A 12,558-nucleotide genomic window follows, 5' to 3' on the forward strand; every position below is an offset into this window, starting at 1 on the left:
TACCTTTTAATACCAGCGATTGAATTTAGCGAGTGCATAAATACCTCTAGCCATAGTAAAGGACCACAAAATCCGATGCAAAAAAGACACCAGATTTGGAGAAAAACCGTTTGATAGATTTTTCAAGCGGTAATGAGTCGAGCGATAAATTTGCCGCATCAATTATTGAAGCCATATCGAGGCGATATTATTTTTTTGCCTTGATGCTGCGAAAATTAATTCGGAACAAAACTAGCGTTCTGCGGAACAAAAGGATGAATAAGCACGTGTGGCTTATCTTGCAAGCTCAAAGTGTTTTTTATATACTCGCCAATCCCAAGCGCGGCGATACAGCAAAGCTTGGAGAATATCCTCCGAGGACTAGCTCAATGCTATTGAAGATCAACAATGAGATTTGAATTGGATCGCTTTAACGGCGTGATCATTGACCCTGCTTCGTTACCAAAGACTACAGAGGAATTAAAAAACGACATTGAAACTCTCTTGACCTATCTTGAGACTAATAGAAAATCTCTTTCTTGGGTCTCTCTTCCTATTACTCGCTCCGAGTGCGTTCCATTATTCGTCAGTGCTGGTTTCACGTTTCACAGCTGTCTTCGTGAAGAACTGACATTGGTCCGTCAGCCGTCAGAAGTCACCTTTGTACCGTTTATTCCAACACACACAATTGGTGCAAGCGCGATTGTTTTGAATGAATTGAATGAGATCCTTTTGGTGAAAGAGCGAGGCACCACAGGATTCAAACTTCCCGGAGGGTATATTGAAGCAGGAGAAAAAATCCAGCACTCTATCCAGCGTGAGATATTCGAGGAAACGGGAATAAAAACATTGTTCGAATCCATAGTGGGATTCACCACAATGCATACTCACCAACTCGGCAAATCCAATCTGCACTTTATATGTAGGATGAAACCACTGACACAGGCAATTAACATTTTGGATATCGAAGAAATTGAGAACGCAAGATGGATACCCTTGAGTTCATACATTTCCGAACCGTGCAATAGCCTTACAGATCGACAGCTGATTAGCACCGTTGCATACTGCACGGGTCTAGTCACGACGGATTTCACAGGCAATATAGAGCCACACAAAAGAGACGAAATATACATATCCCAAAAATTGATGAGCTTTGAAGATAAAGGCCAAACCCGTTAAATTCTCTCGTATTTTAAGCGCAACCTCTGGAAAATTACGTACGATACAAAAAAATGCAAACTTGTATATTCCATTGAAGTCCATTTTCACACCACTCTTCTTTCCAGGTGCTGAGCCACCCAATAGATCAAACACCCTACAAAAGCCATGCCGGCACCCACGTAACCTGTCGATGTCCACCCCCAACCGGCATTAATTGCAAGCCCACCCAACCAAGGGCCAAGCGCATTAGCAAGGTTCAACGCAGCATGATTGGAAGCGGCAACAAGTGACTGACCATGCTTACTGATATCCATCAGTCGCATCTGTAAAGCTGGTGCCAACGCAACCATGCATCCAAGCAACACCGTGGCAAATGAAACTCCCGGCAATGTTCTGGACAAAATAGGAAACGCGAACAGGGCAAAAAAACTGAACAGCATAATGAAATTCACAGCGGCAAATTTTACGCGATCATAAAGCCAGCCTCCTGCAAAATTTCCAATCATCGTACCTACACCAAACAACATGAGCATGGGCGCGATCCAATGAGCTTCCAGTTTAGTCACATTTAAAACAATTGGAGCAAGATAGCTATAGACGCCGAACATTCCGCAAAAACCAACGGCGCCGATTGCTAGAGCCAGCCATATCTGAAGTTGAGCGAAAGGCGCCAATTCCTCTCTAACGTCAAGTCTACGATCATCCTCGACCTCAGGTGCGTTGCGATATAGAAGAATCAAACTCATCAGGCTAAAAATAGTAATAGCGGCAAAAACTGAGCGCCAACCGCACTGCTGACCAATGTAGGTTGCACCCGGCGCACCAACCAGTATCGCTGCCGTAACTCCCAACAGGATCCTACTGACCGCCTTCCCTCGCTTATTGAAGGGAGCCATAGATGCCGCGATCATTGCAGCAACACCAAAATAGGCTGCATGGGGGAAACCGGCCAGGAGTCTGGATAGCAATAATGTTTCATAGTTAGGCGCCAACAAACTAAAGGCGTTTGCACAGGTATACAATCCCAACAGAAAAAGAACCAGCTTTCTCTTTTTGAGATAAACTCCCACAAAAACCATGATAGGAGCACCGACTACAACACCAACTGCATATGCGCTGATTAAATGAGCGACACTCGTCTCAGGTTTTTGAAAAGCGTCCGACAGGCTTGAGATAAGGCCCATCATTGCAAACTCGCCAGTGCAGAAGGAGAACACTCCTATGATCAGGGCCAACTCAACGAGGAATCGCTTGTTTCTAAAAAAAATCAAACTAATCACCTCATCTTATGCAAAAAAACACTCAGCATAGTTTTTTATGCTGAGTGCAAAGCACGCATTGTTCAGTCAAGATCTGCGTAACAATCTGTGTTCCTCCACTACACCACCTTTACTTCGCCTGCACAGCAGAGGCCAGCATACAGTTCCCCTCTCGTCGCGCCGATTGAAGGAAGACGTAGTTACCTTCAGCGCAACCAGCACAGATAGCTTGTTGCTCCGCCGAAGGATCGCGATCCATCTCGATAGCACTATAAGATCGATTGCACACATGACATTCAATGTGGGTCCGCCAAACATCTGCAACGTCGTCACGAGGGTCCGCAGTTCGCGATATCAAACCACCGTCGACAAATTTTAGAATCGACCAATAACTAAATGCAGCCAGACCGGAGATCAGAATAGGCGCGGTTTCCACGTACCAGCTCCCCTTGGTTCCCGCTTCAACGATTGCAATACCCACTACGGTTGAAATGATCATTGCCCATGCACCTGGCATGATGGCTTTGACCCTGCCCGGTCGGAACTCGAGACCATATTTCACATCTCGGTTGAGCACGTAATGGGTCATGAGAATGGCGACCCAAGAGGTGACCGCTACGCCCTGCCATGCTAGCGCCTTGAGCAGATAGCTGAACACATTTGTAAGCATAAGCAAATATACGCAGCAACCTACAAACAGCACCCACACCCAACGTGGCCAGTTGAGATGTAGGCCGCGAGCGGCAAAGCCAGCGAAGTTCAACGAAGCCACATAATAATTAGCCGTGTTAATCCTAGTCTGACTGATCAGAATGAAAATCAAGCCCAAAAAACCGGCAGCATTCAATATGGCTTCCGCCACACCGCGCTCACTGGCTTGCAACTCAGGAAAAACAGTATTCATTATGAAAACGCCGGCTAATCCATTCACAACGAATAACGCTAGATAGAACACTGGGCCAAAAGTAATTAGGCCATGAAATTTTGCATCAGAAGGTTTCCCGAACCGCGAGAATTCAGCTGTAACCATCATATTGACACAAATACCCATGTACACTATGAACGCCCACATCCATCCGGGAATTACCGGATCGGTAGACGCTGGAATGGACAGAAATGCAGTAGAAAACCCATATTTATTACCGGCCATGACAATAACCAGTATCAAACCAATAATGTAGAGAGGTAGCAACGCACCGTTGAGTTTATCCAGCCAGACCTGAACCCCGCCCATAACTAAAGGCAGGGCATAGAGAACTACCAAAAAATACCACCAGCGTATATCGCTCTCGGGCGAAAAATACTGGTGGAACGCAACGGCTATGATCGACCCCTCAAACACTGCGTAATACGTCGCCGTTACAGCAAATAGCAATGATGAAATGATCGCACCCGCCCCCCCGAAAATACCTCTCGACAACAAAGCGACCGTCAGGCCATTTTTAATTGAGCGCTGAGAGATGACATAATTTATGCCACCGTAAAAAAGTGCCGAGAGTGTGACCCCAATAATCGCACTCTTACTACCTACGGCTTGAGCGACCGCCACACTTATATATAAATAAAACATCGCACTGAGCACGGACCAAGAGGCCATCGCTAAGCTCCAGCGATTAGTTCTAGCCGACAGGGGTACCACATGCCTCGAATAATCTTCTGCTGATTGCTCGGCCAGAACACGAGGATCATCAGCATAAGTAATGTTTAGCGGCTGCAATTCTGACATGACAGTTCTCGTTATTTAATGGTCTACGAACTGAACGCCCAGACAACAACGCCCTATAAAACACTCGGGCGTTGTAGATCATCCCTACACTCTCACTTTATATTGGAAAAGAACTTCAAGAGTTCATCAACCAAGCCGTTGGGTTGCTCCTCGGGAATATAGTGGCCGCTAAACACCATAGTACCCGAGACATTGGCCGCCACCTTCTTCAACTCGCTGACCAGATCAGGCATCGATCCTTGGTCTGCGCGAACAGCCAGCACTGGCATCTTAAGTAAGGATTTGGCGAACTCACGGTTTTGTTCAGCCGATTGTGTGATCGCCCGGTAATACGCTAGACCGCCTTTCCATCCATTCAGTCGGAACGCACGAAGATACTCCGCAAAATCGTCCTCGGTGAAGATTTGAGGGTTTGCCGCTTTCCGCTGCAGATACCATCTCAGGTAGATGTGCTCACGGCCTTCCAGCAACTCTTCCGGCAAGTCCGGAATGTTGTGGAACGCTACATGCCAAGTCCGCCAAGCCACATCAGACGCCCACGGTAGATTATCGGGCAAGCTGATACCAGGGATGCCGGTGTCAAGGATGGCCAGCCCTGTGACGCTGTCACCGAATTGAGCGCAGTAAGGGTAACCAACCCAGGCACCAATATCGTGAACCACCAAGGAGTGCTTCTCTACACCAACCTGAGTCAAAAATTTTTTCAGCAAGCGCGACACGTTGCCAGTATCACAACTGGACGGACGATCCGAATCACCCTGCCCGGGAAGGTCCGGTGCAATTACACGGTAGTGCTTGCCCAGCAGCGGCAGCACCTTACGCCAGGCATACCAGCTCTGCGGAAAACCGCATACCAGCACCATGACTTCCCCGTTATCGACGCCACCGCTTACATAGTGGATACGGGTGCCGTCTACTGTTTCAAACCCTCGCTGAAATCCTTCAACACCACTGTCCGGCCACTCACGCGTACTAAACATTATCCGCTACCTTTGCATGGAAGATTGACGTTGTTGAGTCACAGATGCATATCAGAAGGGATCACGCGCCGCAGCCAGCCATCCACCATCCATCACGTATTCACTGCCATGGACGAAATCTGCTTCGTCGCCGCCCAAAAAGGCGGCAAGCTTTGCGATCTCGCTTGGCTGGCACCAACGTTGGGCCGGGAATTTTTTGATCGCCGCTTCCATATCCGGAGAGCCCGCGGTTACCGGATCGGCCAGGGCCAGAGGCGTCGCTGTTGCGCCAGGGCAGATCGTGTTAACGCGAATACCGCGTGCACCATATTCAAATGTCAGTTGGCGGGTTAGACCGATGACGCCGTGTTTGGAGGCGGTATACGCAGTTCCGCCGCCAGCAGCACTGAATCCTGACGTCGACGAAGTGTTGATGATCGCGCCTTTGCCTTGCTTAAGCATTTGCGGGATGACAGCACGGGCCATCAGAAACGGCCCGGTCAGGTTGACCGCAATTACTTTATTCCATTCTTCCAGGCTAACTTCATGCGCAGTCGCGTGGCCGTCCAAAATGCCTGCATTGTTGCACAGTAAATCAATGTGGCCCCAACGCTGGATAATGGCGTCCACAGCTGTTTGGACGCTTTTAGGATCGCTCACGTCCACCGCATGAGCAAAGGCAAGGTCAGGTTTGGCCAGTTCGGAAATGGTTTCTTCGGCGCGCTTTGGATTGATATCTAGGACTGCCACATTGGCACCGCGAGCGGTAAATTCATGCACCATGGCGCGGCCCATGCCAGAACCACCACCAGTAACTATTACCACACGACCGTTATAATTATTCACGTTTTCTACCCCGCCATTATTGATGTCGCCGAAACCACGAACATGGATCAAATGCCAAAACATGTGTAAATGGTCAGCAAATTAGATCAGTACTAAAAAACAGCTAAGTTAATAGAGTCCATCCTTCGAACTCGATATTCCTCTTCCGTCATGATAGGGTCAAATCCCGATTTCCGATTGCCAGCGATAGCCATAGCTTATCAAGCATCATTTGGGATAACCCCAGCGTTGCCGAGTTATTCCGCTCACTCGACAGCCTTAACCATATCTTCAATGACCTTCTTGGCGTCACCGAACACCATCATGGTCTTGTCGAGGTAGAACAGCTCGTTGTCCAGGCCCGCATAGCCGCTGGCCATCGAGCGCTTGTTGACGATGATGGTCTTGGCCTTGAAGGCCTCGAGGATCGGCATGCCGGCAATCGGCGAATTAGGATCGTTCTTCGCCGCCGGGTTGACCACGTCGTTGGCGCCCAGGACGAGTACCACGTCGGCCTGGCCGAACTCGGAGTTGATGTCTTCCATCTCGAACACTTGGTCGTAAGGCACTTCGGCCTCGGCCAGCAGGACGTTCATGTGCCCGGGCATGCGACCGGCCACCGGGTGGATCGCGTATTTGACGGTCACGCCGTGGTGGGTCAGCTTCTCGGTCAGCTCTTTCAGCGCGTGCTGCGCTCGTGCCACCGCCAAGCCATAGCCCGGCACGATGATCACTGTGTCGGCGTTGGTCAGCAGGAAGGTAGCGTCGTCAGCCGAGCCGGATTTCACCGTACGGGCTTCTTTCGAGCCTGCCGGGCCAGCTGCATCTGCCGTGTTGCCGAAACCGCCGAGCAGCACATTGAAGAACGACCGGTTCATCGCCTTGCACATGATGTACGAGAGGATCGCACCGCTCGAACCCACCAGCGAACCGGCAATGATCAGCATCGAGTTGTTCAGCGAGAAGCCGATACCCGCTGCGGCCCAACCGGAATAACTGTTGAGCATCGACACCACCACCGGCATGTCCGCACCGCCGATCGGGATGATGATCAGCACACCCAGGACAAACGCCAGGGCCAGCATCAAGGCGAACGCGCCGAGGTTGCCGGTGAACATGAAGGTCAGGCCCAGGCCCAGCGTTGCCAGGCCCAGGATCAGGTTGAGCTTGTGCTGGCCGCCAAACTGTACCGGTGCGCCCTGGAACAGGCGGAACTTGTATTTGCCCGAGAGCTTGCCAAAGGCGATCACCGAACCGGAGAAGGTAATTGCACCAATGGCGGCGCCGAGGAACAGCTCCAGGCGGTTGCCGGCCGGAATCGAGTCGCCGAGTTGTTTGACGATGCCCAGGGATTGCGGCTCGACAACAGCAGCGATGGCAATGAAGACGGCAGCCAGGCCGATCATGCTGTGCATGAAGGCGACCAGCTCCGGCATCTTGGTCATCTCTACGCGCTTGGCCATGATCGAGCCGGCGGTGCCGCCGATCAGCAGGCCGACAATGACGTAGCCGATGCCGGCGGTGGCTAGCTCGGCACCGAGCTTATAGATGAGGCCCACAGTGGTGAGCACCGCCAGCGCCATGCCGAGCATGCCGAACAGGTTGCCACGGCGAGAGGTGGTGGGGTGCGACAGGCCCTTGAGGGCCTGGATGAAGCAGATCGACGCGATCAGGTAGAGCGTCGTTACCAGGTTCATGCTCATTACTTGGGCGCCTCTTCTTTTACGGCTTTCGGGGCTTTTTTCTTGAACATCTCAAGCATGCGGCGCGTCACCAGGAAGCCACCGAATACGTTGACCGCGGCCAGGGCCACGGCGAGGGTGCCCATGGTCTTGCCCAGAGGCGTTACGGTCAGCGCGGCAGCGAGCATGGCACCGACGATCACGATCGCCGAAATGGCATTGGTTACCGCCATCAACGGCGTGTGCAGCGCGGGTGTCACGTTCCAGACCACGTGGTAACCGACATAAATCGCCAGCACGAAGATGATCAGGTTGTAGATACCGGGGGAGATAAGCTCTTCCATTGTCTGAATCCCTGCTTAGGCGTTTTTGCGGATGACTTGGCCGTCGCGGCACATCAGGCACGCGGCAACGATGTCGTCTTCCAGGTTCACGTCGAACTGACCTTCCTTGGTGAAGACCAGCTTCAGGAAGTCCAGCAGGTTGCGGGCGTACAGCGCCGAAGCGTCTGCCGCGACTTCACCGGCCAGGTTGGTCGGGCCGCAAATGGTCACGCCATTCTCGATCACGACCTGGTCGGCCACGGTCAGCGGGCAGTTACCGCCCTGGGCTGCCGCGAGGTCGATGACCACCGAGCCGGGTTTCATCTGCGCGACGGTTTCGGCACTCAGCAGTGTCGGTGCCTTGCGGCCTGGAATCAGAGCGGTGGTGATGACGATGTCCGCCTGCTTGGCGCGCTCGTGCACCGCTTGGGCCTGGCGCTGCATCCAGCTGGCCGGCATCGGCCGGGCGTAACCACCGACGCCGACGGCGCATTCACGCTCTTCGTCGGTCTCGTATGGCACGTCGACGAACTTGGCGCCGAGGGATTCGATTTGTTCCTTGACCGCCGGACGCACATCCGAGGCTTCGATCACCGCGCCCAGGCGCTTGGCCGTGGCAATCGCCTGCAACCCGGCCACGCCCGCGCCGAGAATGAGCACGCGCGCCGCTTTCACGGTGCCCGCAGCGGTCATCAGCATTGGCATGAAGCGCGGATAATAATGCGCGGCCAGCAGCACGGCCTTGTAGCCGGCAATGTTCGCTTGAGACGACAGCACATCCAGGCTCTGGGCGCGGGAGGTACGTGGCGCAGCCTCAAGGGCGAAAGCGGTGATGCCACGTTCGGCCAGCTTGGCGATGGTTTCGTTGTTGAACGGATTGAGCATGCCCACCAGCACGGTGCCGCTCTTGATCAGCGTCAGCTCGCTATCGCTCGGGGCAACCACCTTGAGGATCAGTTCGGCGCCGAATGCATCACTGGCGCTGCCAATGGTTGCACCCACCGCCTCATAGGCACTGTCGATAACGCTGGCCTTGATACCGGCGCCGCTTTGGACGGTGACTTTATGGCCTTGGCCGATCAATTTCTTGATGGTTTCCGGGGTAGCAGCCACCCGCGTTTCACCGGTCTGGGTTTCGAGGGGAACACCAATGTGCAAGAAAGTTACTCCTTGTTGTTATAAGAATTGGGAAGCCCAACGTGGCTAGTGCTTCAGCGAACGTCCACTTTCGGAGGTAGGGACGCAGGTTCAATCATTCGTACCGAAGCGTGGCTAGGGCCATTTCGGTAAACCTGTGGCTCCAGAGACACAGGCAGACCTGTTGAAACCGATCGCTCTATGGCAATCAAGACACGGAGATCGGCCATCCCCTCTTCTCCATCGTCTATCGGTCTAGAACCGCTGACGATGCACTGGGAGAAATAGGCGATCTGGCCTGCAAAATGGTCGTAGTGCGCAAATTCGATTCGCTTCGAATCTGCAGAGCTCTCAATCTCCATAGCCATCGGCTCTTCGAAGCGGAACCCTGGCTCCATGCTTATCGTTCCCTGGGTGCCTACAACTCGATAGACATCGAGCGGATGCGCAGCAAAACTGCAATAGAACTGCCCCAGACGATTACCTGGGAAGCGTAGCGTCACCGCAATCGAATCGTATATTTCTCTGAAACGCTGGTCATTCTCATCTCTGGAGATAACAGCCAGTACTTCGATTGGCTCGGCAGCAAATACGTGGCGAGCCGCATTGATGCAATAGATACCAATGTCCTGAAGCGGCCCACCCCAATACTCCGCGCGTAAGCGATGATTATCTGGATCGGATTGAAAACTGAAGGTCGCGGAAAAAAAACGAGGGTCGCCAATAGCACCTGAACGAATCGACTTAAGTGCTTCAACAGTGCCGATGTCGTGATGCAAACGGTAACTGGTCATCAATAGAGCGCCGGTCTGCTGCGCAGACCTGATCATGGCCTCGGCATCCGCCAGTGATGTGGCGATCGGTTTTTCCACCATGACATGTTTGCCATGCCTCAACGCACTGATCGCAAACGAGGCGTGCATGGGATTAGGCACGGCAATGTAGACAGCGTCGATAAGATCGCTGCACAGCAGTGCGTCATAATTCTCATACGGTACTACTGTGTCGATACCATATTGTTCCGCGATTTTTCTCGCTTTCTCGGTGTCGCCAGTAACAAGTGCCGTGACAACGGAATTACCGGTTAGCGTTGACGCCGGCAGGAATGCTTTTTGAGAAATCCAACCCAGCCCTACTACTGCATATCTAATCATCTTTACCTCACGATTCCTAACGAAGCTCTGCCGCTAAACTGCGAGAGAAATGGCAGGTGGCATGAAATAACAATATTCCGTCCAAAACCACTTTCACGAATAGAATGAAGGGCACGTCGGTAGAGAAAGATGAATTAATGGTGATACGTTATTATCAGCGATAATCTGTTCGGCTACGGCTGTCGTAATATAACCATCCCAAGCATTTGCGCCGGCATTGGGTTTGCCCGTCTGAATTGTCTTAATCCACGCCTTCGTCTGCTCCTTGTAGGCCTCAAGGAACCTTGACACCCAATAGGACGGATAAGACAATGCTCTCTGCCCCGCCTTATGAATAACTTTCGAAGGCATGGACGACAAAGAAACAACACCCTGTTCGCCAACGATTTCCGCATGAACGTGATAGCCATACTGGCAGTTCATGTTGACTTCAGTGGTAATGATGACACCACCGTTGGTACACGCTTCAATAACAAGCGGATCGCCTTTTCTTGTCGTGGTGATTCTTATGGTCGAAAGTTCGGTGTTGAGCAGCCAGCGAGTAATATCGATCTCGTGCACAAATGCGTTGGAAATAGACATTGAACCGGTCATCCACTCAGGGGCTACCGGGTTGCGATGAATATTATGGACGATCAGCGGCTGACCAATTTCCCCACTGTCGAAGCTATGCTTGAGCATCTGATAGGCGGGATCGAACCTGCGCATATAGCCAACTTGCACTAAGCGCCGGCTTTTGGACATCTCCAACTCAACGATAGCCAACGCCTGCTGCGCAGTCATCGCCAACGGTTTCTCGCACAACACTGGCTTGCCCACCTCTAGGCAGGCCATAACCAGTTCTGCATGAGTCGAATCAGGCGAGGCAATTAATACCGCATCAATATTATTTGACCGAATCATTTCCAAAGGATCTGAATAGGTCAGCGAACCGCAAGCTGCAGCATCGGCTTTTTGAGGGTCCGCATCACAGACGCCCGCGAGCTTCGCCCCTGGAGTATCCTCTCGCAGGATCCTCGCGTGCTCGCTTCCCATCACTCCCGCACCCACCAACCCAACTGCAATGCTCATCGTCCATCTCCTAAGAACTTGCTACGTGCGTCGTTGGATGTCACGAGATGGGTGTGAACGCTCGCACCCATCTCGAATGCGGTTTTATGCAGTCGGTTGTTCGATCTCTTCCCAGTTGCCACTTACGCCCGAGTTCAAGATCGCTTCAGCGATGCGTTCAATCTGCAAACCATCGTCGAAGTTAGGCGATGCAGGCGCTTTTTCCGCAATGGCTTTGAGAAAGTTGTACCACTCGATGGATTTCACATCGATGTAGCCCTGGCCCATGCCGGCCACCGGCCACAGCTTGTCGCCAAACGGCTGATGCGGACCCGAATAGATAGTACGGAAGCCGAAGGTGTCAGCCGGATCATCAGCGAAAGCCACGCGCAGTTCATTCAAACGCTGGTAATCGAATGCAATTGAACCCTTGGTACCATGGATCTCGAAGCCCAGCTGGTTGTGATGGCCCCAAGCATTTCGGGTCACCTCGATGGTGCCGTAGACGCCATTAGTGAAGTGAATCATGGTCAGTGCTGCGTCATCGACATCCACCTGACCCTTTTCGGAAGACGCCTGACCAGCTGGGCCGAAGAAGCGCCCAGCAGGCAGAGGACGCTCAGCGATAAAGGTTTTCACGATAGAGTTTACAGAAGCGAATTCACCGACCAACAAACGCGCAGCATCGATCACATGAGTACCGATATCGCCCAGCGTGCCTGAACCCGCCTTGGCTTTGTTAAAACGCCACGACAGCGGAGTTGATGGATCGGCGCCCCAATCCTGAAGGTAATACCCGCGGAAGCTGAGGATCTTACCGATCCGGCCTTCATCAATCAGCTTCTTGGCCATTTGGATGGCAGGAGTATGGCGATAGTTATAGGACACCATGGTCACGACGCCGGTCTTCTGCGCAGCTGCTTGCATTTTTTCGGCATCAGCGACGGTCATGGCCATCGGTTTTTCGCACATGACGTGCTTACCGGCCAGTGCGGCTGCAATAGCGATTTCAGCGTGAGTATCATTAGGCGTACAAATATCGACAATATCGATATCAGGACGATTGACCACATCGCGCCAGTCGGTGGTGTATTCTGCAAAACCATATTGTTTCGCAGCATCACGGGCCAGTTCCTCATCGATATCTACGATGATTTTGCGCTCGATCTCTACAGGTGCGCCAAATAAAATCGGAACTACAGCAGTCGCAATGGAATGCGCCTTACCCATAAATCCGGTGCCGATAAGTGCTACATTGTATTTCTTCACGATCAACACTCCCTCCAGCCTGGATTGGCTGTTA

Annotated in this window: 11 protein-coding genes; 1 reads left to right on the forward strand and 10 read right to left on the reverse strand. The window is 52.2% G+C overall.

The window, feature by feature from the left end:
* Positions 1 to 387: 387 nt before the first annotated feature.
* On the forward strand, positions 388 to 1,158 hold the full coding sequence (locus KSS97_RS18110; RefSeq protein ID WP_217859833.1) for an NUDIX hydrolase: 771 nt from the start codon (positions 388 to 390) through the stop codon (positions 1,156 to 1,158).
* Between the two features lie 86 nt (positions 1,159 to 1,244).
* On the opposite strand, the gene KSS97_RS18115 is transcribed toward KSS97_RS18110, so the two are convergent.
* The 10 genes from KSS97_RS18115 to KSS97_RS18160 all read right to left on the reverse strand — a co-directional run bounded on the left by KSS97_RS18115 (position 1,245) and on the right by KSS97_RS18160 (position 12,524).
* Positions 1,245 to 2,420 carry an MFS transporter gene (locus tag KSS97_RS18115; RefSeq protein ID WP_217859834.1) on the reverse strand — a complete coding sequence of 392 codons (1,176 nt, stop codon included), beginning with the start codon at positions 2,418 to 2,420 and terminating at the stop codon, positions 1,245 to 1,247.
* A gap of 109 nt (positions 2,421 to 2,529) precedes the next feature.
* Complete coding sequence (locus KSS97_RS18120) at positions 2,530 to 4,125, reverse strand: purine-cytosine permease family protein (protein ID WP_217859835.1); 1,596 nt, start codon at positions 4,123 to 4,125, stop codon at positions 2,530 to 2,532.
* A 92-nt stretch (positions 4,126 to 4,217) separates the two neighbouring features.
* Entirely contained in the window at positions 4,218 to 5,105 is an 888-nt protein-coding gene (locus KSS97_RS18125) for an alpha/beta fold hydrolase (protein ID WP_046061901.1), read from the reverse strand.
* Between the two features lie 51 nt (positions 5,106 to 5,156).
* Positions 5,157 to 5,993: an SDR family NAD(P)-dependent oxidoreductase gene (locus KSS97_RS18130; protein ID WP_152667473.1), complete on the reverse strand. Its 837-nt coding sequence runs from the start codon at positions 5,991 to 5,993 to the stop codon at positions 5,157 to 5,159.
* Between the two features lie 182 nt (positions 5,994 to 6,175).
* Positions 6,176 to 7,612, reverse strand: a complete 1,437-nt coding sequence (locus KSS97_RS18135; RefSeq protein ID WP_217859836.1) for an NAD(P)(+) transhydrogenase (Re/Si-specific) subunit beta — start codon at positions 7,610 to 7,612, stop codon at positions 6,176 to 6,178.
* Complete coding sequence (locus tag KSS97_RS18140; RefSeq protein ID WP_003187010.1) at positions 7,612 to 7,935, reverse strand: NAD(P) transhydrogenase subunit alpha part 2; 324 nt, start codon at positions 7,933 to 7,935, stop codon at positions 7,612 to 7,614. The genes KSS97_RS18135 and KSS97_RS18140 overlap by 1 nt, the downstream gene beginning before the upstream one ends.
* Positions 7,936 to 7,950: 15 nt before the next feature.
* Positions 7,951 to 9,072, reverse strand: coding sequence for a Re/Si-specific NAD(P)(+) transhydrogenase subunit alpha (locus KSS97_RS18145; protein WP_217859837.1), 1,122 nt, complete (start codon positions 9,070 to 9,072; stop codon positions 7,951 to 7,953).
* Positions 9,073 to 9,125: 53 nt separating this feature from the next.
* Positions 9,126 to 10,205: a Gfo/Idh/MocA family protein gene (locus KSS97_RS18150; RefSeq protein ID WP_207962440.1), complete on the reverse strand. Its 1,080-nt coding sequence runs from the start codon at positions 10,203 to 10,205 to the stop codon at positions 9,126 to 9,128.
* Between the two features lie 93 nt (positions 10,206 to 10,298).
* A complete protein-coding gene (locus KSS97_RS18155) occupies positions 10,299 to 11,276 on the reverse strand; it encodes a Gfo/Idh/MocA family protein (protein ID WP_217859838.1) in 978 nt (325 codons plus the stop codon).
* An 84-nt stretch (positions 11,277 to 11,360) separates the two neighbouring features.
* Positions 11,361 to 12,524 carry a Gfo/Idh/MocA family protein gene (locus KSS97_RS18160; RefSeq protein ID WP_046062120.1) on the reverse strand — a complete coding sequence of 388 codons (1,164 nt, stop codon included), beginning with the start codon at positions 12,522 to 12,524 and terminating at the stop codon, positions 11,361 to 11,363.
* Positions 12,525 to 12,558: the final 34 nt, after the last annotated feature.

This window comes from Pseudomonas alvandae, from assembly GCF_019141525.1.
Classification (GTDB): Bacteria; Pseudomonadota; Gammaproteobacteria; order Pseudomonadales; family Pseudomonadaceae; genus Aquipseudomonas; species Aquipseudomonas alvandae.

Coding starts and splice junctions, on each gene's coding strand:
- KSS97_RS18110 (WP_217859833.1), top strand. CDS start 388: ATGAGATTTGAATTGGATCGCTTTAACGGCGTGATCATTGACCCTGCT.
- KSS97_RS18120 (WP_217859835.1), bottom strand. CDS start 4,125: ATGTCAGAATTGCAGCCGCTAAACATTACTTATGCTGATGATCCTCGT.
- KSS97_RS18125 (WP_046061901.1), bottom strand. CDS start 5,105: ATGTTTAGTACGCGTGAGTGGCCGGACAGTGGTGTTGAAGGATTTCAG.
- KSS97_RS18130 (WP_152667473.1), bottom strand. CDS start 5,993: ATGTTTTGGCATTTGATCCATGTTCGTGGTTTCGGCGACATCAATAAT.
- KSS97_RS18135 (WP_217859836.1), bottom strand. CDS start 7,612: ATGAGCATGAACCTGGTAACGACGCTCTACCTGATCGCGTCGATCTGC.
- KSS97_RS18140 (WP_003187010.1), bottom strand. CDS start 7,935: ATGGAAGAGCTTATCTCCCCCGGTATCTACAACCTGATCATCTTCGTG.
- KSS97_RS18150 (WP_207962440.1), bottom strand. CDS start 10,205: ATGATTAGATATGCAGTAGTAGGGCTGGGTTGGATTTCTCAAAAAGCA.
- KSS97_RS18155 (WP_217859838.1), bottom strand. CDS start 11,276: ATGAGCATTGCAGTTGGGTTGGTGGGTGCGGGAGTGATGGGAAGCGAG.